The 23,031-nt window shown below is 64.6% G+C and carries 20 protein-coding genes; 10 read left to right on the plus strand and 10 right to left on the minus strand.

Annotated features, from left to right (window positions below; genetic code table 11):
- Position 1: 1 nt before the first annotated feature.
- Complete coding sequence (lptG, locus tag OYT13_RS05430; RefSeq protein ID WP_268567383.1) at positions 2-1,141, minus strand: LPS export ABC transporter permease LptG; 1,140 nt, start codon at positions 1,139-1,141, stop codon at positions 2-4.
- Positions 1,141-2,268, minus strand: coding sequence for an LPS export ABC transporter permease LptF (gene lptF / locus OYT13_RS05435; protein ID WP_017235581.1), 1,128 nt, complete (start codon positions 2,266-2,268; stop codon positions 1,141-1,143). Before lptF ends, lptG begins: the two co-directional genes overlap by 1 nt.
- A 91-nt stretch (positions 2,269-2,359) precedes the next feature.
- Between lptF and OYT13_RS05440 the strand changes: the two genes are divergently transcribed.
- Genes OYT13_RS05440 through OYT13_RS05450 form a run of 3 tightly spaced genes read left to right on the plus strand, consistent with a single transcriptional unit; the run spans position 2,360 to position 4,640 of the window.
- A complete protein-coding gene (locus OYT13_RS05440) occupies positions 2,360-3,871 on the plus strand; it encodes a leucyl aminopeptidase (RefSeq protein WP_268567384.1) in 1,512 nt (503 codons plus the stop codon).
- Complete coding sequence (locus OYT13_RS05445) at positions 3,868-4,290, plus strand: DNA polymerase III subunit chi (RefSeq protein WP_017235579.1); 423 nt, start codon at positions 3,868-3,870, stop codon at positions 4,288-4,290. Before OYT13_RS05440 ends, OYT13_RS05445 begins: the two co-directional genes overlap by 4 nt.
- Positions 4,287-4,640 carry a DUF2486 family protein gene (locus OYT13_RS05450; RefSeq protein WP_017235578.1) on the plus strand — a complete coding sequence of 118 codons (354 nt, stop codon included), beginning with the start codon at positions 4,287-4,289 and terminating at the stop codon, positions 4,638-4,640. Before OYT13_RS05445 ends, OYT13_RS05450 begins: the two co-directional genes overlap by 4 nt.
- 89 nt (positions 4,641-4,729) lie before the next feature.
- On the opposite strand, the gene OYT13_RS05455 is transcribed toward OYT13_RS05450, so the two are convergent.
- The 7 genes from OYT13_RS05455 to ilvD (OYT13_RS05485) all read right to left on the minus strand — a co-directional run bounded on the left by OYT13_RS05455 (position 4,730) and on the right by ilvD (OYT13_RS05485) (position 14,121).
- Complete coding sequence (locus OYT13_RS05455; protein WP_268567385.1) at positions 4,730-5,098, minus strand: c-type cytochrome; 369 nt, start codon at positions 5,096-5,098, stop codon at positions 4,730-4,732.
- Between the two features lie 117 nt (positions 5,099-5,215).
- A complete protein-coding gene (locus tag OYT13_RS05460) occupies positions 5,216-6,757 on the minus strand; it encodes a TolC family protein (protein WP_442796456.1) in 1,542 nt (513 codons plus the stop codon).
- Positions 6,744-8,762 carry an FUSC family protein gene (locus OYT13_RS05465; protein ID WP_268567386.1) on the minus strand — a complete coding sequence of 673 codons (2,019 nt, stop codon included), beginning with the start codon at positions 8,760-8,762 and terminating at the stop codon, positions 6,744-6,746. Before OYT13_RS05465 ends, OYT13_RS05460 begins: the two co-directional genes overlap by 14 nt.
- Positions 8,743-9,792, minus strand: a complete 1,050-nt coding sequence (gene mdtN / locus OYT13_RS05470; protein WP_268567387.1) for a multidrug transporter subunit MdtN — start codon at positions 9,790-9,792, stop codon at positions 8,743-8,745. Before mdtN ends, OYT13_RS05465 begins: the two co-directional genes overlap by 20 nt.
- Entirely contained in the window at positions 9,789-10,025 is a 237-nt protein-coding gene (locus OYT13_RS05475; protein ID WP_268567388.1) for a YtcA family lipoprotein, read from the minus strand. Before OYT13_RS05475 ends, mdtN begins: the two co-directional genes overlap by 4 nt.
- A 296-nt stretch (positions 10,026-10,321) precedes the next feature.
- On the minus strand, positions 10,322-11,995 hold the full coding sequence (ilvD, locus tag OYT13_RS05480) for a dihydroxy-acid dehydratase (protein ID WP_268567389.1): 1,674 nt from the start codon (positions 11,993-11,995) through the stop codon (positions 10,322-10,324).
- A 257-nt stretch (positions 11,996-12,252) separates the two neighbouring features.
- Positions 12,253-14,121, minus strand: a complete 1,869-nt coding sequence (ilvD, locus tag OYT13_RS05485; protein ID WP_268567390.1) for a dihydroxy-acid dehydratase — start codon at positions 14,119-14,121, stop codon at positions 12,253-12,255.
- 220 nt (positions 14,122-14,341) lie between these two features.
- Here ilvD (OYT13_RS05485) and OYT13_RS05490 point away from each other — a divergent pair, with 220 nt between their 5' ends.
- Positions 14,342-15,289, plus strand: coding sequence for a LysR family transcriptional regulator (locus tag OYT13_RS05490; RefSeq protein WP_261939043.1), 948 nt, complete (start codon positions 14,342-14,344; stop codon positions 15,287-15,289).
- A 201-nt stretch (positions 15,290-15,490) separates the two neighbouring features.
- Positions 15,491-16,381: a prolipoprotein diacylglyceryl transferase gene (lgt, locus tag OYT13_RS05495; RefSeq protein WP_130025181.1), complete on the plus strand. Its 891-nt coding sequence runs from the start codon at positions 15,491-15,493 to the stop codon at positions 16,379-16,381.
- Positions 16,382-16,470: 89 nt separating this feature from the next.
- Here lgt and OYT13_RS05500 read toward each other — a convergent pair whose 3' ends face one another.
- Complete coding sequence (locus OYT13_RS05500) at positions 16,471-17,142, minus strand: GntR family transcriptional regulator (protein ID WP_017235572.1); 672 nt, start codon at positions 17,140-17,142, stop codon at positions 16,471-16,473.
- 340 nt (positions 17,143-17,482) lie between these two features.
- On the opposite strand from OYT13_RS05500, the gene dctP reads away from it, so the two are divergent.
- The 5 genes from dctP to OYT13_RS05525 all read left to right on the plus strand — a co-directional run bounded on the left by dctP (position 17,483) and on the right by OYT13_RS05525 (position 22,997).
- On the plus strand, positions 17,483-18,529 hold the full coding sequence (dctP, locus tag OYT13_RS05505) for a TRAP transporter substrate-binding protein DctP (protein ID WP_017235571.1): 1,047 nt from the start codon (positions 17,483-17,485) through the stop codon (positions 18,527-18,529).
- Entirely contained in the window at positions 18,526-19,116 is a 591-nt protein-coding gene (locus OYT13_RS05510; protein ID WP_017235570.1) for a TRAP transporter small permease, read from the plus strand. Before dctP ends, OYT13_RS05510 begins: the two co-directional genes overlap by 4 nt.
- The gene (locus OYT13_RS05515; protein WP_017235569.1) at positions 19,113-20,456 is read left to right on the plus strand and encodes a TRAP transporter large permease; all 1,344 of its coding nucleotides are present in this window, start codon (positions 19,113-19,115) and stop codon (positions 20,454-20,456) included. Before OYT13_RS05510 ends, OYT13_RS05515 begins: the two co-directional genes overlap by 4 nt.
- Positions 20,457-20,569: 113 nt before the next feature.
- Positions 20,570-22,147, plus strand: coding sequence for a malonyl-CoA decarboxylase (locus OYT13_RS05520; protein WP_261939041.1), 1,578 nt, complete (start codon positions 20,570-20,572; stop codon positions 22,145-22,147).
- Between the two features lie 49 nt (positions 22,148-22,196).
- Positions 22,197-22,997, plus strand: coding sequence for an enoyl-CoA hydratase/isomerase family protein (locus OYT13_RS05525; RefSeq protein WP_017232109.1), 801 nt, complete (start codon positions 22,197-22,199; stop codon positions 22,995-22,997).
- Positions 22,998-23,031: the final 34 nt, after the last annotated feature.

A 23,031-nucleotide genomic window follows, 5' to 3' on the forward strand; every position in this document is an offset into this window, starting at 1 on the left:
CTCAGTGTTTATCGACCCAGCGCAACGCCGCGATGGCGAGCACCAGATAGAGTAACGACGGTAACGCGGCGGTGAACCACGCCGGCCAGGTGTTGAGCAAGCCCAGGTGTGAGAACAGGTTGTTGATCAACTGGAAGCTCATGCCGAGCATGATCCCGCCGAACACCTTCAGGCCGATGGCCCCGGCGCGCGCGTGCAAATAGGCGAATGGCAGCGCCAGCGCCATCATCACGAAGACGGCGAACGGATACAGCAGCTTCTGCCAGAGCGCGAGGCTGTAGCGGTCGGTGTTCTGCTGGTTTTCCTTCAAGTGGCCGATGTAGCTGTAAAGACTGCCGATGGCCATGTTGTCGGGCGAGACCATCAGCACGGACAGGATCTGCGGTGTGAGTTCCGAGCGCATCTGCACCGTGGCGATATGCACCTGTTTGCTCTGCACCAGGGCGCGCAGCGGATCGGTGCCGGCCGAGGTATCGTCCGTTGCGCTGAAGACCGTTTCGGACACGTCTGTCAGCTTCCAGAAGTTTGGCGCTTCGAACTGCCCCAGCTTGGCCAGTCGCACGCTGTCGAGACGCAACTTGTCGTCGAATTCGTAAATGCGAACGTTGGCAATGGTGTTGTCGGGATTGAGCGTGCCGACGTTGATGAAGCGGGTGACGCGCGAGCCGTCCTGATCGACGGTGTCCTTGACCCAGACACCCGAGCGAAACCCTGCCGAGACCGAACTGCCCAGCGCTTCGAGACGAATCTTCTGCGCGAGTTGCTCGGCATTCGGTGCGACGTACTCGCCAATGACGAAGGTGATCAGCACAATCGGGAAACCGATTTTCAGCAACGAGCGCAACGCCTGACCGGTCGAGAGCCCCGAGACGCGGAAGATCGTGAACTCCGAGTTGCCCGCCAGTTGTGCGCAGACATAGATGGCGGCAATGAGCGCGGCGACCGGAATGATTTCGTACATGCGCTGCGGCGCGAACAGCAGCACGTAGGCGAGGGCATGCTGGAAGCGGTATCCCCCACGGCCGACGTCGCCCAGTTCGCTCACCAGGTCGAAGAAGACGAACAGACCGACGAACGCGAGCAGCACGAACAGGAACGCCAGATAGATCTGGCGAGCAAAGTATTTCTCATAGATGCGCATCAGCGAATCCCTCCCGATGCAGGCATCCCGCCGGACCGGCTGAGACGACGACGTCCGAACAGCCCACGGAAGCGCACGCGGCGCAGGTAAAGCAGCACGATGACAACCATGGCGAGCGCGTGCAACAACCACACGCCGATGGCGAGCGGCATGCGCTCTTGCGCCACCCACGCCTGCGAGAGGCTCAGCAGGTTGGTGTACGCGAGGTAAATGAGCACGGCCATGATCAGGTTGACGGTGCGGCCGTGGCGCGGGTTTTGATAGGCCAGCGGCACGGCGAGCAACACCAGCGCGAGCGCGAGCAGCGGCAGGCCGATACGCCAGACGATCTCGCCGCGGAAGATCGGGTTCTGGATTTCACGGAACAGGCGCAGGGTCGGTACCCCCTTGGTCGGGGTGTTGTCGGTTGGCGCGGCTGCCGGGTTGTCGATCTTCACGCCATAGCGCTCGAACTCCATCACACGGTAATCGGGCTGGCCGGGCACGCCATCGTAGCGACGGCCCTTTTCCAGCACGATGTAGCGATTGCCGTCCTTGGCCGTTTCGATATGCCCCTCTTTCGAGACGACTACGCTGACCTTGCCGTTCTCGGTGCCGGAGACGAAAACGTTGTGCACCTTGGTCGCGTCCGGCGAAACGGTCTCGACAAAGAACACCCGGTGGCTCGCGGCGCTTTCGCGGAACTGGCCCGGCGCGATCATCGAGACGTCGTCGCGTTGGGCGAAGCGGGCTTCGAGCGCGGAGATCTGCTGGTTCGCCCACGGCCAGGCCACGAGTGCGCAGAATGTGATCACGGCCAGATAGGGCGTGGCAAAGCGCAGCACCGGCTTGACGAAGTGGGTGATCGACAGGCCCGAGGCGAACCACACGACCATTTCCGAGTCGCGGTACCAGCGGGTGAGCACGAACAGAATCGAGACGAACAGCGTCACGATCAGAATGATGGCCAGGTAGCCGATCACGGCCAGGCCGATGAGCACGAGGACGTCGCGCGGGTCGGCTTTCCCGGACGCGGCGAAGCCCAGGATGCGGATCATCATCGTGGTGAGCATGACGGTGATCAGCACCATGAAGACGGCCCCGGCGGTGTAGTTCAGCTCGCGCTGCAGGGAACGCTGAAAAATCATGTGATGGCGATTGGGGTGCTCTCGCGGTTGGGCGAGCGGGGAAAAAAGCGGATAATTGCGGATCGTACGAATTTTACCCGAGGAAAGCGCGATGGACTTTAGCACAAAAGCCTTCGATTCGACCAAGGCCGGTCAGGCCGGCCTTGCCAACGCCAAGACGGAGTGTCTGGTGGTCGGTGTGTTCGAGCAACAGCCGCTCGCGGGGCTCGCCAAGGCGCTGGACGTCGTCAGCAAGGGCCTGCTCGCCCGCATGGTCAAGCGTGGCGAACTCGATGGCAAGCTCGGCAGCACGCTGATGCTGCATGAGGTCGCCGGATGGAGCCAGGCACGTGTGCTGTTCGTCGGTCTGGGCCGCGAAGACCAGTTCTCGCCCAAGGGCTTCAACGAAGCCGCGCGCGCCGCCGCGCGCGCGGTGCTGGCGTCGCGTGCGTCCGATGCCATCTGGACACTGCCGCAAGCCGCGGTGGCCAAGCGGGACACCGCCTGGGCCGTGTGCGCCTCGATCCTCGCCCTGCGCGAGGCGACCTACCGTTTCACACAGATGAAGAGCAAGGCCGAGCCGGCCAACACGGCGCTGCGCAAGGTGCTCTTCGCGGTGGCGCCCGAGGACCTGAAGGCGGCCAAGGTCGCGGCCAGGCACGGCGAGGCGATCGCCAACGGCATGGCGCTCACCAAGGACCTGGGCAACCTGCCGGGCAACGTCTGCACGCCGACCTATCTGGCCGATACGGCCCGCAAGCTCGCGCGCGAGTTCAAGCTCAAGGCCGACATCCTCGGGCCGAAGCAGATCGAAGCGCTCAAGATGGGCTCGTTCCTGTCGGTCGCCCGGGGGTCGGTGCAGCCGCCGCAGTTCATCGTGCTCAAGTACGAAGGCGGCGCCGCCAAGCAGGCTCCGATCGTGCTGGTCGGCAAGGGCGTGACGTTCGACTCGGGCGGCATCTCGATCAAGCCCGGTGAGGGCATGGACGAGATGAAGTACGACATGTGCGGCGCGGCCTCTGTGCTCGGAACGATGCGTGCTGTCGCCGAGATGGGCCTCAAGCTCAACGTCATCGCCATCGTGCCGGCCACGGAGAACATGCCGGGCGGGCGTGCGACGAAGCCGGGCGACGTGGTGACCAGCATGTCCGGCCAGACGATCGAAGTGCTCAACACCGATGCCGAAGGCCGCCTGATCCTGTGCGACGCGCTTACCTATGCCGAGCGTTTCAAGCCGGCCGCCGTGATCGACGTCGCCACGCTCACGGGCGCCTGCATCATCGCGCTTGGTCACGTGAACACGGGTCTCTTCTCGAAGAGCGACGCGCTCGCCGACGAACTGCTCGCGGCCGGTCGCACGGCGGGCGACACGGCTTGGCGTTTGCCGGTCGAGGAGGAGTATCAGGAGCAGCTCAAGTCGAACTTCGCCGACATGGCGAACATCGGCGGGCGCCCGGCCGGCAGCGTGACGGCAGCCTGCTTCCTGTCGCGCTTTACCGAGAAGTATGAATGGGCCCACCTCGACATCGCCGGCACGGCATGGAAGAGCGGGGCGGCCAAGGGGGCGACGGGGCGTCCGGTGCCGTTGCTTACGCAATTCCTGATCGATCGCGAAGCCCGGTGACGCGCGTCGACTTCCACACGCACGTGGCGAACCGGCTCGATTACGCGTGCCGGTTCGCGCGCAAGGTCTACGGCGCCGGACAAACGCTCGTGGTCGTCGGTGAGCCCGACGTGCTGCGCGCGTTCGACCAGACGCTGTGGACGTTCTCGCCGCTCGAATTCGTGCCGCATTGCTTCACCCAGGACCCGCTTGCCCCGCAGACACCCGTCGTGCTGGCCGCCCTCGATGAAGAGGTGCAGCATCATCAGGTGCTGCTGAATCTGGCGGGCAGCGTGCCGACGCACTTCGCACGCTTCGAACGCGTGGTTGAGATCGTGGGCGACACGCCGGACGAATTGTCCGGTGCGCGCGAACGCTATCGTTTCTACCGCGATCGCGGCTACACCCTCAACAATTACGACCAGAGAGGCGGATCGTGACGAATGAGCCCGAGCGCACGGACCCCGGCATTCCCACGCTGACCGAAGTGCTCGCCCCCGGGGAGGCAACGCCGGTGCCGGATGCTGACCCGGCCGCGCCGGCAGCCGAGCTGGGTGTGCCGGCCGATGTCGCGGTGTTTGCCGAGCGCGTGAGTGCCCGGCTCACGCTGCAACTGGCCGATGAAATCACGACGATGGTGGAGCGCCGCTGTCACGACGCACTGATCGATCAGACGTCCTGGCTGGTGCAACTGATCGGCAAGCAGGTCGCCGACGCTTTGCAAGCGCAATTGCCGGACCGAATCCGGCAGGCGGTGATCGAAGAGGTCGCGAAGCAGGTTCGTTCGTAGCGCTCGAGGGGCGGTGGTTGCCGACGGGCCTTGCTGTAACGCGCAGCAACGCTTACGGCCGTGCATCCGAGGCCTCAGTGCCCGACGCCTCAATGTCCGAGGCCAAGAATCCAGCGTGCCAGACGGCTCGCCTCGCCCGGGGCGAGCTGTGGGCTGGCGGGCATCGGAATACTTCCCCATTTACCGCGACTGCCGTCCGCAATGGTTCGTGCAAGATCGGCGGCGGCGCCAGGCTGACCTTCGTAACGTTTGGCAATGTCCCGGTAGGACGGCGCGAGCAACGTCCGGTCGACGGCATGGCAGGTCATGCAATTGCGCTCGCGCGCGAGCTTCTCAAGCGCGCGCGCGTCCGAGGCGTCGGCGGGCGATGCGCTCGTCTGCGAGAGCGCGGCACCTGCCGCAACCATTAGCCACGCACCGATCGTCACCCTGGCGGACTTGCCTGAAAATCCCTTCATTCGACGTTTGCTTTCGCAGAGTGGTTAGGAGGTCTGGTCGCAATATAGCACTTGTCTACCCGTCGCTCGGACATCGCCACCCGCCGCCACCCGCCGCGACGCGACGAAGCCAACGGACTAGTCGATAGTCCCCGTTGCAAGCGCGAGCGCCGCGGCAGCGGACAGTGCGTTGCTGTAACTGTCCGCGTACGCGTTCCTGGCGAACAAGAGTTGATTCTGGGCGAGCAGCGCATCGGTGACCGAGCCCACACCGTGTTCATAGGCGTCGAATGCGGCGTCGTAGGTCGTTTGCGCCGCCGTCAGCAACGCCTTCGCCGCCTCGTTTGCCGTCAGACTGTTCTGAAGCGTATTCTGCGCGCCGACGATCTGTCGCACCGCCTCCTCACGACTGCGCTCGAGGCGGGCGCTCGCGCTGTCCGCGTCGTTTCTCGCCTGGGCGAGGGCTGCCGAGCGCAGGCCGCCGTCGTAGATGGGGATCGAGACGCCGATGATCACGCTGCCGCCGTATCGGCCGCCGCTCAGGTTGACGGTGGGCAACTGCTGCCCGATGGCGGGCACGGCCGACAGGGAGGAACTGCCGGTGTTGTAGACGCCGGACGCTGACAGAAAGACCTTGGGCTTGAATTCCGACTCCGCGGCCTGAATCTTCGCGAGGTTCGCGCGCTCGGCGGCGTAGGCGCTCAGTACGTCCGGCCGACGCGCAATCGCGCTCGCAACGATCTGTTCAACCGGCTGACGCAACGTGGGCGCGAGCGCGTGCACCGGCATGTCGGCAATCTTCGGCTTCGACAGTGGCGAGATGCCCATCGCAGAGATCAGTGTCAGGTAGGTGTTGCTCTGCGCGCCTTGCGCTTGCACCAGGGCCAGCTTGGCCTGCGCATAGTTCTGGTTCGCTTGCGCCACTTCGATCACTGTGCCGATGCCACGCCGGTATCGCGACTTGGCGGCATCCACCACAGCGCCTGCATTTTGAAGCCCTTGCTTTGCCGTCGCGACTCGCGCTCGCACCGCCTGATAGGTGTAAAAGGCGACGCTGACGTCGTACACCACTTGCTGATGGGCCGCCGTGAACCCAATATTGGCCATCGCGCTTGCCTGCGACGCGGCCTCAACGCGAGCTGCCCGTCCACCGAAGTCGAACAGCAGCCATTGCAGCGCCAACACCGACGTCGATCCATGCGTAGACACGCTGGCCGACGAATCACCCAGCACGCTGGATGTCGAATTGTGGGCGGCGGCGTATTGCCCCATCGCGGCCAGCGACAATTGCGGCAGATAGGCGCTTTTCGCGACGCCAGCCACCAGCGCGGCGTTGCGCGCGTCGTTCCAGGCGATGCGTGTCGCAGGGTTCGACGTCTGCGCCAGATCGATGAGTTCGGGCAGCGTGTAGGCGTGGTCCGGCTCAAGTGGCGGCGGTGGCGAGACGGTGGCCAGTTCGGGGTTGGCGGGCAGCCGGTAAGTGCCAGGATAATGGCTCGCCAGTACCGGTGCGCCGGGCCGGATCGCGCCCGATGCGTCGGTGCTCGGTTGCCACGGACGATCCGGACGCTGAGGCGCCATGTCGAGCGACGACGTTGCGCATCCCGCAAGCACAGTCATCGCCAGCACGGCGGTGACTGCCCGCATCGGGTTCAAGGTGGGCGGATCAAGCCGACGCATGGGGAACATGCTCCTTCGCCGCATCATCCTCGTGCGCGGTGGGGTCGAGTTGGATGAGGCGCGCGTCGCCAAGCATCAGCAACGATAGACGCTCCTGATCGGCGGGCGATGAAGCCGGCGACTTGGGTGCCGCAGCAGTCGTATGGCGTGTCGCGATGCTGGCGGGCCGGTCAACGTTGAGGTCGAGCCGTTTCAACCAGTCGCCGATGCCCGTGTCAGCGGTATGCCGCTCACTCAGCAGCGTCATCGGACCTTCGAGCACCTCGAGTTCGGCCAACATGCGTCGATGTGCCATCGTCCAATCTTGCGAAGGGCTTACCCACGACGGTTCGTAGTGCGTCCACGCAACGTCGTTCTGTAACGCCCCTCGACGGGCTATCGCGCTTGCGGCCTGCGCACGCCGGAGGCGGGGGGATGACATCGCCGTCAAGGCTTGCCAACGTTGCCGCAACTCGACAAGGGCGGCATCGACTCGCCCGGCGACGCTCACAGGCCACACGCGGGTGAAGATCAGGCAGACCACGACATTACCAAGCAGGATGCCGATGGTGCGATCCCGCGCGATCGTCAGATCGAACGCAGGTGCCGGGCCCTGTACCACGCAAAGGAAGAAGGCGAACGCCACCTGAAAGCCCGCATACCCAATCCGCGGCGAGCCAAACGCGATCCACGCCGATAACCACGCACCGATGGCAACCACGCTCAGCAGGCCCGCAATCGTGCTGAGCCCAGGCATCACGAATACGATCATCGCGGTACCTGCCAGCGCGCCGACGATACACCCGGCGATGCGCAGTGTCAGTTTTTCGACGGTCTCGGCGGTGGTGCCGAGTGACACAATATAGACGGTGATGAAGCAGGTATGAATGCCGGGCCAGTCCAGCAGCGAGTAAAGCAAATAGCAGAACATGGCGGCGACCGTGGTTTTGAGCGCATATCGAATGTGGTCTGGATTGGAGAACGCGTCGGGCAGGAAGAATTGGCTGCGCGTCGATGGCATGGCTTCGGGCGTCGCCGCTGGCGCGACCACGGTCGTGAAGTCCTTGATGGCGTCGCTCAGATGGCCGACGGCCACGCGTGCGAGCGGGGCGAGCACATCGGATGGCGGCAGCGCCAGGTCGGCGGGGGCAATGTCGACCGGATAGCCGCCTGCCTCGAGCATCCGCGCCATGCGTTCGAGTGAGCTCGCCAATGGCTCGGTAAACGTTGCGGACAGTCGCGCCGCCGGTTCACGGCCGACCAGATCGGCAGCGACGAGAATGGCAAACGTGGCCGATGTCGCCTGTCGCAACGCAGCGGCGTCGGCGCGTGCCGATGAGCCTTCGAGCACCGAGAGTTTAAGCCACTTGCCGATCTGCTCGTCGCCGGCGCTCAGACAGTCGTCGAGCGCGTCGCGTGGTGCATCGGGATCGCGTAGCATGCGGGCGGCAATTCGCAGTCGCCTCGCGAGTTCATTGCCGGCGAGCTTGCGCGGCGAGGGACCGATGGCAAGTTGCACGCAGACCGTGGCACCCATCGGAATCGCAACCATCAGCCAGGCATACAGCAACGCGCGCGTGGCGACTTCGCCAAGCGGCACACTCCCCAGTTTGTCGAGCGCGAAGCCGACGATCATCGCGATAATCGCGCCGACAGGGCGGAGCTTGCTGGCGGATGTGATGAAAAGCAGGACTGCCGAGAGCCCGGCGATGGATGCGACCCGCGCCATCGGGTTGTCGAGCACGAGCGTGGCGACGAGCAGCACGAATCCAATGACAATGCTCACCAGCACGAGCATCGCCACGCTCGTGACAATGCTCGTGACACGGTCGGGCCGTATCAGGAAAAAGACCACATAGGCCGAGAGCGCCGCTTCGGGCGTGCCATAGGCCGTCGCAACGAGTGTCGTCAGCACGCAGATGATGGCGACCCGTGTGGCCGTTGCGGCGCGCCCCGGAAATGGGGCAAGCCAATTCAACAGATCGTCGAACCCCGGACGCCGCAGATCACCGGCAGGCAGCGCCATGGCTGATCTCCACGACTGCGCTGGCACCGATTCGGACCAGCCGTTCGGCTGGCTCATGCAGTTCAACGCGCACCGGGAATCGCTGCGCCACGCGTACCCAATTCACCGACGATTGCACAATCGGTAGTGCGCGCGGCAGGTTGATGCGTCCGGCATCGGAGATGCCGGCGCCGATCCCAACGACCTTGCCGGAAATGGCCTGACTTCGATCGATCATCGAGTAGACCGTTGCGCAATCGCCAACCTGAATATGCGAGAGGGCCCCTTCACGGAAGTTGGCGACGGCAAACCACTCGTCGGCGTGCACCAACGTGAAAAGCGACTGGCCGGGTGCGACGGTTTCTCCCGAGAGTACGGCAAGTCCCGTCACGTAGCCATTGTGCGGTGCACGCACGACGGTGTCGTCGAGGTTGTGTTGCGCGAGAGCGGTGGCGGCTTCGCGTGCACGAACCGTCGCCAGCGCGCCTGCCTCGTCGCCGACACTCTGTGCGCTGGCCGCCTTCTGCACCTTTGCCTGCCTCACTGACAGTTCGGCGTCGCGTTGGGCGACTTGCGCCTGATCGAGCTGTTGCTGCGATACGTAGCCCTTGGCCGCGAGTGGTGCAAGGCGCTCGACGTTGCGGGTCGTGAGCGCGTAGTTATGCATCGACTTGCTGGTCTGGTCGTCCGCAATCGAGGCGTTGGCCCGTTCGTTGTAGAGGGTCTTCTGCCGTGTGTCGAGCGAGGCTCGCGCCAGGTCGAGATCGGCTCGGGCCTGGGCGAGCACAAGTCGATAGGGAACGGGGTCGATTTCGTAGAGCACGTCGCCCTTGGCGACGCGTTGGTTCTCCTGTACGGCAAGCTTGACGATGCGTCCGCCAACGGGTGTCGCGACGTGGACGACGTCGGCATCGATGGTCGCGTCGTCGGTCGAGGGGAATTGCGATGAGCGGTAGATGGCGTAGCAAGCGACGCTGACGCCGATCAGGATGATCGCCATCGCGATCAGGCGCCCTTGGAGTGGAGCGTTGCTTTTACCGGCCATTTTCATAGCCACTGTCCCGCTCCCAGGAGCCAGACGAGTACGGCCACGGTGACACCGATCGACAGAAAGACCGAGAGCTGGAGCGGCAGGATTTGCGACCATCGCATGGCGACGCTGACGCGGTGGGCCAGCAATGCGGCGACCAGGCCGATGATGCCGGCCAGAAGCCAGAGGGGAAAGTACGCGCCCAAGATCTCGTGGGAGGGCGCGCCATGCAGTGTGCATCCCTGTAATGGCATGCCTAGGACCAGCGCCACGGCGTATGTCGCGCGGATTTTGCTCGGCCTCGGGCGGGGCGGTGTGGTCGGCTTATGCGGCATAGGAACACTTCACGTCAGTGAAAATGCGTCAAGCGGCGAAACGACACTAAGGCACGCAGGCGCAAAAGCCACGTCACAGACGCGACCGGCACCCGGCTGACCACGCGCCTGGATGCGCGGATTGTAGCGCGTTCCTCGTCCGTGGGCCATGCGTGAAGAAAACGGCACGTCTGCTGTGCAGGCCAGACGTGCCGTCATGCGCGGCGCGACCGGAATCAGCCCGTCGTGCCGCCCTTGTTGGCCGGTTGTGCCAGTGCGGCATACTTTGCCATGACGCCCCGGGTATAACGAGGCGCGGGCGCCTTCCACGCGGCGCGACGCCTTGCCAGTTCATCGTCCGGCACATTCAGTTGCAGCAGCAGCTTGTGCGCGTCGATGGTGATCGAGTCGCCTTCGTGCACGAGGGCAATCGTGCCGCCCACGAACGCTTCGGGCGCCACGTGCCCGACGACCATGCCCCACGTACCGCCCGAGAATCGGCCATCGGTAATGAAGCCGACCGTCTCGCCGAGTCCCTTGCCGATGATTGCCGACGTGGGGGCCAGCATTTCCGGCATACCCGGCCCACCCTTCGGACCGAGGTAGCGAAGCACGAGCACGTCGCCCGCCTGGATCTTGTCGGCGAGGATCGCGTCCATCGCACTTTGCTCGTCGTCGAACACGCGCGCCGGGCCGGTGATGACCGGATTCTTCAGGCCCGTGATCTTCGCGACGGCGCCATCTTCCGTCAGATTGCCCTTGAGGATCGCGAGATGCCCTTCCTTGTAGAGTGCCTTGTCGATGGGGAAGATCACATGCTGGTCGGCACGCGGCACCGACGGCACGTCCTTGAGTTCTTCCGCGAGGGTCCGGCCGGTGATCGTCATGCAATCGCCGTGCAGCAGGCCGGCGTCGAGCAGGATCTTGAGCACTTGCGGAATGCCACCGGCCTTGTGCAAGTCGGTCGCCACGTACTTGCCCGACGGCTTCAGGTCGCACAGGACCGGCACGCGCTCGCGAATGCGCTCGAAGTCGTCGATGCTCCAGTTGATGTCGGCAGCGTGCGCGATAGCGAGATAGTGCAGCACTGCGTTGGTGGAACCGCCCGTGGCCATGATGAGCGCCACTGCATTTTCGATGGACTTGCGCGTGATGATGTCGCGTGGCTTGAGATCTTTCTTGACCGCTTCGATCAGCACGCGCGCCGATTCGGCCGCCGAGTCGACCTTTTCCTGATCGGGGTTGGCCATCGTCGACGAATACAGCAACGACATGCCCAGCGCCTCAAACGACGAACTCATCGTGTTGGCCGTGTACATGCCCCCGCACGACCCGGTCGACGGACACGCATTCTTCTCGATGCCCTTGAAATCGGCCTCGGTCATGCGCCCGGCGGTGAATTCGCCCACGGCCTCGAACGACGAGACGATGGTGAGATCCTTGCCCTTCCAGTTGCCCGGCTTGATGGTGCCGCCGTAGACATAGATGCCCGGCACGTTGATGCGCGCCAGCGCGATCATGCCGCCCGGCATGTTCTTGTCGCAGCCGCCGATCACGACCACGCCGTCCATCCACTGCCCCTGCACGGCGGTCTCGATGCAGTCGGCAATGACTTCGCGCGAGACGAGCGAGTACTTCATGCCCTCCGTGCCCATCGACATGCCGTCGGAAATGGTGGGAGTGCCGAACGTCTGCGGATTGGCCTGATGGGTCTTGATGGCGTCGACGGCGGCGTCTGCCAGCCGCTGCAGCCCTGCGTTGCAAGGGGTGATCGTCGAATGGCCGTTGGCCACGCCGATCATCGGATTGTCGAAGTCTTCTTCCTTGTAGCCCAGCGCATAGTACATCGAGCGGTTGGGCGAACGGGCCACGCCTTGCGTGACGTTTCGCGAACGACGGTTGAATGTCATGACGGTCTCCTGTGGGGATGCACCACGCCACACGCTACCGCAGCGTCGCGCACAAGCGTTGTTGTATCACGCTGTCATGCTGGCGGTACGCCCGTCGTCCGGGTGTGCCGCTCAAGGGCATTGCTGCTTCATTACTGCGTCACTTTACGTCAAGTCCTGCGCGGGAGCCGCCGCACGCGACGGCTCCCGTGATTCACGCCGATCGCATCGATCGCACCGACCACTTCAATCGGCGCTTTCGTTGCGCATTCTTTGCGTTATCCGCGCTTGCCCAGCTTCAGTTGCGACAGGTCGCGCACCGCGCCGCGGTCGGCTGAGGTGGCCAGCGCGGCGTACGCTTGCAGTGCTTGCGACACCACACGCTCGCGATTCGCCGGCTGCCATGCCTGGTCGCCACGGGCTTGCATGGCGGCGCGGCGGCGCGCCAGTTCGTCGTCGGACACGGCCAGATGCATCTTGCGCTGGGTGATGTCGATTTCGATCACGTCGCCATCTTCCACCAGACCGATGATGCCGCCTTCGGCCGCTTCCGGCGAGGCGTGGCCGATCACCAGACCCGACGAACCGCCCGAGAACCGGCCGTCCGTGAACAGCGCGCACGTCTTGCCCAGCCCCTTCGATTTCAGGTACGAGGTCGGGTACAGCATTTCCTGCATGCCCGGGCCGCCTTTCGGGCCTTCGTAGCGGATCACGACCACGTCACCCGGCTGGACCTGATCGCCCAGGATGCCGTCGACGGCATCGTCCTGGCTTTCGTACACGCGCGCACGGCCCGTGAACACCCACTGCGATTCGTCGACGCCGGCCGTCTTCACGATACAGCCCTTCTCGGCGAGGTTGCCGTACAGCACGGCCAGGCCGCCGTCCTTCGTATAGGCGTGTTCCTTGTCGCGGATACATCCGGTTTCCCGGTTCAGATCGAGCGACGGATAGACCGACGACTGGCTGAAGGCGATGGTCGTGGGCACACCGCCGGGGGCGGCGCTGTAGAACGTGTGCGCCTTGTCGCCCGCGTCGGCGGCCACATCCCACTGCGCGATGGCGTTGCCGAGCGTGCCGCTGTGCACGTTGCCGCAAGACGTATCGAGCAGCCCGCCGCGCGCGAGTTCACCCAGAATGCCGATGATGCCGCCCGCACGGTGCACGTCTTCAATGTGGTATTTGTCGGTCGCCGGGGCCGCCTTGCACAGGCAGGGAACCTTGCGCGAGATGCGGTCGATGTCGGCCATCTTGAAGTCGACGCCGGCTTCCTGCGCGGCGGCGAGCAGGTGCAGCACCGTGTTGGTCGAACCGCCCATCGCCACGTCGAGCGCCATGGCGTTTTCGAACGCTGCCTTGGTCGCGATGTTGCGCGGCAGCACCGAGGCGTCGTCTTCCTGGTAATAGCGACGGCACAGATCGACCACGAGACGGCCGGCCTGTTCGAACAGCCCGCGGCGCCAGGCGTGCGTGGCGACGATGGTGCCGTTGCCCGGCAACGCGAGACCAATGGCTTCGGTCAGGCAGTTCATCGAGTTGGCGGTGAACATGCCCGAGCACGAACCGCACGTCGGGCAGGCGCTGCGCTCGATTTCCGCGACTTCGGCGTCGCTCACTTTCGGGTCGGCTGCCTTGATCATGGCGTCGATCAGGTCGATCTTGGCGATGACCTGGCCGTCGCCATTCTTGACCTTGCCCGCTTCCATCGGGCCGCCCGAGACGAACACGACCGGAATGTTCAGGCGCATGGCGGCCATGAGCATGCCCGGGGTGATCTTGTCGCAGTTCGAGATGCAGACCATGGCATCGGCGCAGTGCGCGTTGACCATGTATTCCACCGAGTCGGCGATCAGCTCGCGCGACGGCAGCGAGTACAGCATGCCGCCGTGACCCATGGCGATGCCGTCGTCCACGGCGATGGTATTGAATTCCTTGGCTACACCGCCGGCCGCTTCGATCTCCTTGGCGACCACAGCGCCCAGATCGCGCAGGTGCACGTGACCCGGCACGAATTGCGTGAAGGAGTTGACCACGGCGATGATCGGCTTGCCGAAGTCGTCGTCTTTCATGCCTGTGGCGCGCCACAGGGCGCGGGCGCCGGCCATGTTGCGGCCGTGGGTCGAGGTGCGGGAACGGTATTGAGGCATGGTCGTCTCTGGAACGCTGTGCTTGTGGGATGAACGAATACGGGGCCGCCAGGCGACATTCGGTCTGAATTCGCTCTGGATTCGGTCTGGACTTGCGCGTGGCTGGGCGAAGCTGCCATGGCCGCGCGGCACGTCAGCGTCGGCCGGGCATCAAGATTCGTCTTTCCTTGAATGCTTGTCAAATATATTATTTGACTCGGATTGAGTCGAAAAACATATCATGGATCTACGTCAACTCAGGTACTTCGTCGCGGTGGCCGAAGAGCGGCATTTCGGCCGTGCGGCCCAGCGTCTGTCGATGACCCAGCCCCCGCTCTCGCAGCAGATCCGGGCGCTGGAGGCGTCGTTGGGGGCCCCGCTTTTCGTGCGGACCAACCGGTCGGTGGAGCTGACGGCCGTGGGCCGGCAACTACTGCCCGAGGTACGGCGCATTCTGGCGGACGCCGACGCGCTGCCCGCGTTCGCACAGGGGCTGGCGCATGGGGAGGTCGGCACGCTCTCGCTAGGCTTCGTCTCCACGGCGGACTATGGCATTCTGCCGCCGCTGCTGCGCGAGTTCGGCGAGCGCTATCCGCGCGTGCGTCTGCAATTGCTCGAAGCGACGAGCGACGTGCAAGTCGAGGCGCTCATGGATGGACGCATCGACGCCGGCCTCTTCATCCCGCCGGTGCCTGCCCGTTACGCCAACGAACTGTCCTATCTGCCGATCGTGCGCGAACCGCTGATGCTGGCGTTGCCGGCCGGGCGGGGCATGGCTGCCGGCGACGACACCGCTGCCGACGCCCAGCCGGGCGCCCCGGTCAGTCTTGCCGACTTTGCCGACGAGCCGCTCGTCATCTTCCCACGGCGCGTGGCGCCGGCGTTCTACGACATCATCATGGGCTGCTACGCCGCACTTGGCCTCACGCCGCGCGTGGGGCAGGAGGCCATTCAAATGCAGACCATCGTGAGCCTGGTGTCGGCGGGCATGGGCGTGGCCCTGGTGCCGCAATCGCTGTGCCATCTGCGCCGCACCGGCGTGAACTATCGCGCGCTGCGCGAGACGAGCACCCTCATCGAGACGGGCCTGCTCTGGCGCACGGCCGAAGTCACCCCTGTCCTCGAAGGATTTCTCGAAACGGCGCGCGCGGTGGCCCATACCCCACCGGGGGCAACGCTGACGAACTGAAGGTCGCTGTGATTGGCGGTGCCCGCCAGGCCGCCGCGATAGGGGGCGCTCGTGGTATTGTGCTGCCCATCCCAACGCCTGCCGGTTCAGTTGCCCAGGCGAGCTGTCGCTGGCGTGCCACTCGACGGCAGCAATGGGTTGCCTTGACAGCGCATCCGCCCTCCGACGGAACTTTTGTTCACGAATCGATTCTTCTGATCCATGCTGATTCATCCTCAATTCGACCCGGTCGCGATTCATCTCGGCCCGCTCGCCATCCGCTGGTACGGCCTGATGTACCTGGTCGGCTTCATTCTGTTCCTGGTCGTGGGGCGCGTGCGCGTGCGCCAGCCGTCCATCGCCGCGCAAGGCTGGAAGGTGCAGGATCTCGACGACATGCTGTTCTATGGCGTGCTCGGGGTGATTCTTGGCGGACGTCTCGGCTACGTGCTCTTCTATAAGCCGGCGTTTTATCTGGCGAATCCGATCGACATCTTCAAGGTGTGGGAAGGCGGCATGTCGTTCCACGGCGGGTTCCTTGGCGTGCTCGTCGCGATGTGGCTGTTCACTCGCCGTCGTGGCCATTCGCTGCTTGAAGGCACCGATCTCATCGCACCGATGATCCCGCTGGGGCTCGCTGCCGGTCGTCTGGGCAACTTCATCAACGGGGAATTGTGGGGACGCGTGACGTCACCCGATTCGCGCTTCGCAATGTTGTTCCCGCAATCGGCGGGCGAAGACGTTCAGTGGGCGATGGCGCATCCGCAGGCGATGGCCGATCAGGCGATGGCGGCGGTGTTCGCGCAATTCCACGGGCTGCCCCGCTATCCGTCGCAGTTGTTCGAATTCGCGCTCGAAGGCGTGGCGCTGTTCCTGCTGTTGTGGTTCTTCGCGCGACGCGCGCGGCCAGTGGGCGCGGTGTCCGCCATGTTCCTGGTGGGCTACGGCGTCTTCCGCTTCCTCGCGGAATTCACGCGTGAGCCCGATGCGTTCCTCGGCTTGCTCTCGTTCGGGCTGTCGATGGGCCAATGGCTGTCGATGCCGATGATCGTCGCGGGCGTCATCATGCTCGTATGGGCGTATCGCCGCCGGCCAGCGCGGTCTCGCGCCTAAGGCGTCGGCAGGCGCTGCGCCATAGAGAATCAGCCAACGGGCCGCCGGAGACGTTTCCTCCGGCGGCCCGTTGGCTTTTGGGGCAAGCTTCAGCTCGCCTTGCGCTCGAGCGCGCGCAATGAGGCCATCAGATCAGCGAAGCGCTCGCCCTGCACGGTGACGTGGCCGCGAAGCCGTTCCGATGCCGCGTCAGCATCGCCCGCTTCAATGGCGCGGAACACGGCGTCATGTTCGGAGAACGATTGGTTCGGCCGGTCGCGTACGCGCAGTTGCAAGCGGCGGTACACGCGCAGTCGTCGGTGCAGCTGCAACGCCGTTTCCTGAAGATAGGTGTTGTGACTGGCCTGATAAATCAACGCGTGGAAATGCGCGTTGACTTCGTAATAAGTGTCGATGTCCCGCGCCTCGGCCGCCGCCCGGCTGGCCTCGTGCGTCTCGCGCAATTCGGCCAGTTCCTCTTCGGTGATGCGGCGCGCGGCGAGGCGCCCGCACATCGATTCGAGTTCCGCCATCACTTCGAACATCTCGCATAAGCGCTGCGGGTCGATCTGCGCGACCACGGCGCCCCGGCGAGGACGAATCTCGATGACCCCCGACGACGCCAATTGAATCAATGCCTCGCGCAGGGGCGTGCGCGACACGCCGAACGCGCTCGCCAGTTCAACTTCGTCGAGACGCATGCCGGGCGGGTACTCGCCCACGGCAATCTTCTCCTCGATCGCCTGGCGTAGCGCTTCCGATCGCTTCGGTTTTACGGTCATGACGCTCTCGCTGGGTTGTGTTTCGGTCCCGTCGCACGGGGCTCAATCGGATTCATGGTTGTCAAAGTAACGCTTGAAGCCCGCCTTGAAGATCGGGGTATACGCCGAAAATGTATTATTTTGATCGTCAATTTGTATACACCATGCTGGATTGACTATACGATTTCATCCCGAGAGCGGCAACTCGCGCACTCGAAATACCAAAAATCAAAGCAGTCATCCGTACATGCAGTGCCGGCGAACCGGTGGTGCACCCGCGGCGGGAAGCAAAACCCGCAGCGGGCGATGTCAGGCACCGGGCTTCGCTGGTTCACCACTGACAGAAGTGACAGGAGACGCCATGGAGACAAATCATTCCCCGCTGCGGCGGCAACTCATGCTCGGTGCCGCATCGGCACTCGCCACCGGCGGCTTGGCCAGCCCATGGGGCAACGCATTCGCGCAGTCCGGCCCGCTCAAGATTTCCCATCAATTCCCCGGCGGCACGCTCACCGAAGGCGACTTCCGCGATCGGCTCTGCCGCAAGTTCGCGCAGGAAGTCGAGAAGCGCACCCACGGCGCGCTGAAGTTTCAGGTCTATCCGGGCAGTTCGCTCATGAAGACTAATGCGCAGTTCTCGGCGCTGCGTCGCGGAGCCCTTGATCTTTCGCTCTATCCGCTGCCCTATGCCGGGGGCGAAGTCCGCGAACTCAACATCGGGCTGATGCCGGGGCTGGTGACGTCCTATGCGCAGGGCGCTGCGTGGCGCCACGGCGAGATCGGCAAGGTGCTCACCGATGTGCTGGCGGAGAAGAACGTCGTGATCGTGAGCTGGGTCTGGCAGGCAGGCGGCGTTGCGAGCCGCGCCAAGCCGCTCGTTTCGCCTGACGACGCCAAGGGGCTCAAGGTGCGCGGCGGCAGCCGCGAGATGGACATGATGCTCAAAGAGGCCGGCGCGGCCGTCATTTCGCTGCCGTCGAACGAACTCTACGCCGCCATGCAGACGGGCGCGATGGACGCGGCGATGACTTCGTCGACGAGCCTGATGTCGTTCCGTCTCGAAGAGGTATCGAAGCATCTGACCACCGGGCGCAACAAGTCGTATTGGTTCATGCTCGAACCGCTGTTGATGTCGAAGCAGGTCTTCGACAAGCTGCCCAAGGACCAACAGCAGGCGATCCTGCAAGTGGGGGCGGAACTTGAGTCGTTCGGCACCGAAGCCGCCAAGGCCGACGATGCGCAGATCGCCAGCGTCTATACCAAGGCCGGCGCGAAGGTCTACGACCTCGACGAGGCAACGGTGATGAAGTGGCGCGACATCGCACGACGCACCGCGTGGAAGGACTACGCGGGCCGATCCGACACCTGCGCGAAACTGCTCGCGCTCGCCCAGCAGGTGCCTGCATGAGTGGGGCCGCCGTGAGCGCGGAACCGGCGGCGGCACGCACTCGCCTGCTGCGGCGGCTCGACGCCCTGTTACAGGGCGTGAGTCGTCTGCTCATGGTCGTGTGCATGTTGGCGCTGGTCGGGGCCGCGCTCGTGCTCAGTTACAGCGTGTTCGCGCGGCACGTGCTCAAGCTCGCCACCGACTGGCAGGACGAAGCCGCTGTGTTCCTGCTGGTCGGCGCGACCTTCGTCTCAGCCGCGCATGTGCAGCATTTGCGTGGGCACATCGGCATCGAAGCGATCACGACCTTGCTCTCGCCGCGCGTGAACCGGGTGCGGCGCTGGTGCGTGGACATGGTCTCGTTCGCTTTCTGCGGCTTTTTCGCATGGAAGTCGTGGACGCTGTTCTGGGAAGCCTATGTCGATGGCCAGACGAGCAGTTCGACGTGGGGGCCGCCCCTGTCGATTCCGTATGGCCTGATGGCCTTCGGCATGACGTTGCTCACGGTGCAATTGCTGTTGCAAGTGGCGATTGGCGCCGGCGAAATGGGAAAACCTGCGGGCCATGACGCACCGCTCGGATCGGATCGTACGGGAGGGCATGCATGAGCGAACTCGGTATCGGATTGCTCTATGGTGGCGCGACGCTCGTCGCCATGTTCTCGGGCATGCCCATCGCATTTGCCCTGGGGGCCGTGGCGGTGGCGTTCATGCTCGGCTTCATGCCGGTCTCGTCGCTCGATACGATCACGCAGAACGTCTATGAGGAGATGGCGAGCATTACGCTGCTTTCGATTCCGCTGTTCATTCTGAAGGGGGCCGCCATCGGCAAGTCACGCGCGGGCCAGGACCTCTATCTGGCATTGCACGCGTGGATGCGCCGGATTCCGGGCGGTCTGGGCATCGCCAATGTGTTCGCCTGCGGGCTGTTCGCCGCGATGGCCGGATCGAGCCCGGCGACGTGCTCCGCGATCGGCAGTGCAGGGATTCCGGAGATGCGCCAGCGCGGCTATTCGCCGGGATTCGCCGCGGGGATCATCGCGGCGGGCGGAACGCTGGGCATTCTGCTTCCGCCGTCGATCACGATGATTCTCTACGCGGTGGCCGCAGAGCAGTCGCTCGGGCGGCTGTTCCTCGCCGGAATCGTGCCCGCGCTGCTGCTGGTGGGGCTTTTCTCTTGCTACGCGGCGTGGCGCTACCGACACGAGTATGCGCGCGCGCAAGTGGCCCTCGCCCGCGACGGCACGCCGTCGCCGTTCCCGAGCGAGCCGCCGGCCACGATGCGCGAGAAGCTGGCGCTGTTGCCGCGCGTGCTGCCGTTCGTGACGCTGCTCATCGGCGTGATGGCGGCGCTCTACGGCGGCTATGCCACGCCGTCGGAGACGGCTGGCCTCGGCGGCCTGCTCGCGATCGGGCTCATCGCCGTGATTTATCGGATGTGGAACCCGCGTCAGCTTGCGCCGATTCTGACCGGCACGTTGCGCGAGTCGACCATGCTCATGTTCATCATCGGCATGTCGCTGCTTTATTCGTACGTAATGAGCTATCTGCACATCAGCCAGTCGGCGGCGCAATGGATCGTGGGGCTGCATTTGTCGCGCTGGGTGCTGCTCACGGCCATTCTGCTGATGGTGGTCGTGCTCGGCTTCTTCCTGCCGCCGGTAAGCATCATCCTGATGACCGCGCCGATCATTCTGCCGCCGCTGCGGGCCGCCGGCTTCGACCTGGTGTGGTTCGGCGTGGTGATGACGATCGTCATGGAATTGGGGTTGATTCATCCGCCCGTAGGACTCAACATCTTCGTCATCAAGAATACGGCGCCCGACATTGCGTTGCGCGACATCGTGTGGGGCGTGATGCCGTTTGTGGTGTTGATGGTGCTGGCCGTGGTCCTCATTTGTGCGTTGCCCGGCTTGTCGCTGTGGTTGCCGGATCGACTGATGGGATGAGAGCGCTTTCACGAAATGCGGCAATATTCGCTGGAGGGTGCGTCATCGCGGTATAGCCGGTGTGCTTGCCTACCCGGGCGCAATGTCAGGAAGCCATGAAGGATGAGCCAATCATGTCAGCCATGTCCGTTCCCGTCTCGTTGAGTCCGTCGGAGATGGACTCAACGATGGCCGCGTCGTCTACCGCGATGGCCTCGTCCTCGCCATCCGCGTCGTCGCCTTCCCAACCGGGGCGGGGCACGCCCGAGACCGTGTCTGACGTGAGCGCGCCGGTACCGTCGCCCAAGCCGTCGCTCGGGGCGCGCCTGGGACAGTGGTTCGGCCGCGGCGGCGGTAAATCGGGGGGGCACGGCGGCGGGCCGAAAGACGGCAAGGACGGTAAAGGGAGCGCCAAGGTCACGCCGGCAACGCTGTCGCCGCGTGCGCAGAGCGCGCTGCGGCGGCAGTTGACGCTGTGCCTGGCGGCGCGGCTGACGGACTCCGCCGCCAACGACGCCGCGCGCGATTTCATGACGCGCTACACAGCGGCGTCGCCCGACACGCAACTGGCGCTGCTCGCGGTCGTCGCCGACGCTTGTGCGAGCGACGGCTCCCCGGGGGCCGAGGTCGGCAGGGACGGCGACGGTGCCAGTGCCAGACGCGCGGCCAGCGGGTTGGCCGGTGCGCTCGGCAGTGCGCGTGTGCGCTTTCTCAAGCGCTTCAATGCGCTGCCCGATGGCCTGCCGTTCCTCGTGCGCTGGCGCGCCGACATGCTGGAACACCGCGCGGTGTTGCCCGGACTCGCGGCGCTCGAAGAGGATCTCGGCAGTCTCTTTTCGACATGGTTCGACGTCGGACTGCTGGAATTGCATCCGATCACGTGGGATTCGCCGGCGTCGCTGCTCGAAAAGCTCATGCGCTACGAAGCGGTGCATGAGATTTCGTCGTGGGCGGATCTGCGCAACCGGCTCGATTCTGATCGCCGTTGCTATGCGTTCTTTCATCCGCGCATGCCGCGCGAGCCGCTGATCTTCGTTGAAGTGGCGTTTGTGCCCGAGATGGCCGCCGACGTACATTCGCTGCTCGACGAGAAGGCGCCGCTCGAGGATCTGCGTCGCGTGCGCTGGGCGATCTTCTATTCGATCTCGAACACGCAGCCCGGCCTGCGCGGGGTGAGCTTCGGCAACTTCCTGCTCAAGCGCGTGATCGACGAACTGCAAGTCGATTTTCCGAAGCTGCGCAATTTCGCGACGCTCTCGCCGATTCCGGGGTTCAACGACTGGCTCAAGTCGCTGTCGACCCTGGCGCTTGTGCAAGTGCTTGGCCCAAAGCGCGCGAAACTGCTGGGGCAGGAGGGGGCGCCGGCGCCCGATGTCTCCGGCGCGCAGATGGTGGCGTGGTTGCAGGCCTCTGCCGAGCGCAAGGGCGCGCAAGCATCGCAGCGCAGTCTTGGCGAAGCGCTGGCCGCGTACTATCTGGCGCGCGAAACCGTGCGGGGACAGCCGCGTGATCCGGTTGCGCGGTTCCATCTGGGCAACGGCGCGCGCGTGGAGCGCATCAACTGGCATGCCGATCTTTCGAAGAAGGGCGCGAAGCAGTCGTGCGGCATGATGGTCAATTATCTTTACGAGCCCGACGAACTCGACGCCAACCTTCAACGTCTCATCGACGGCGAACCCGCCCTTGGACGCGCCGTGGCGAGGCTGCTCTGAACATGACGACGCTTTGGTATGCAAACCAGTATCTACGCCCATCAACCGCATGGAGGAACGCGTGAGTGAAGTCCTGCGCGATGATCGTTCGCTTGACGACGGATGGGTCACGCTGACGCTGTCGAATCCCGGCAAGCTCAATGCGATTTCGGTCGCCATGTGGCGTGCCCTGCGCGCGCATCTGCAAGCGCTCGACGAGGACGCGCGCGTGCGCGCCATCGTTATTCGCGGGGCGAAAGGTCACTTCGCGGCCGGCGCCGATATCGAAGAGTTTCCGCTCGAGCGCGGCAGCTACGACGCGCTGCGGCGCTATCACGGCGAGGTCATCGGGCCGACGCTCGACGCCTTGGCACATTGCCGGCATCCGAGCGTCGCGCTGATCGAGGGGGTGTGCGTGGGCGGCGGCCTGGAGATCGCGGCGCATTGCGACTTGCGCATTGCCGGGGAGGGCGCTCGTTTCGGCGTGCCGATCAACAAGCTCGGCTTTCCAATGGCGCCCGGCGAACTGCGCGGCGTGCTCGCCCTGGCAGGCCGCGCGACAACGCTCGAAATCTTGCTGGAGGGGCGCGTCTTTGGCGCGGCGGAGGCGCGCGAGAAAGGACTGCTTACGCGCGTGGTGGCCGACGACGCGGTGGAACACGAGGGCTATGCGTGCGCGCGGCGTCTCGCCGCCGGCGCGCCGTTGGCCGCCCAACTGAACAAATGGCTGATCGCCCGGTTGGCACCGACCGTGCCGCCGTTGTCCGAGGCCGAATGGCAAAATGCGTTTTCGTATTGGGATTCGCACGATCACCGCGAAGGGGTGGCGGCATTCCTCGAGAAGCGCCCGCCTGACTTTTTGGGGCGGTGAGCGACGCCACGTCGTCGCTGCTTTTTTTCCAGTC

Source organism: Pandoraea sp. XJJ-1 (genome assembly GCF_026802345.1).
GTDB classification, from domain to species: domain Bacteria; phylum Pseudomonadota; class Gammaproteobacteria; order Burkholderiales; family Burkholderiaceae; genus Pandoraea; species Pandoraea cepalis.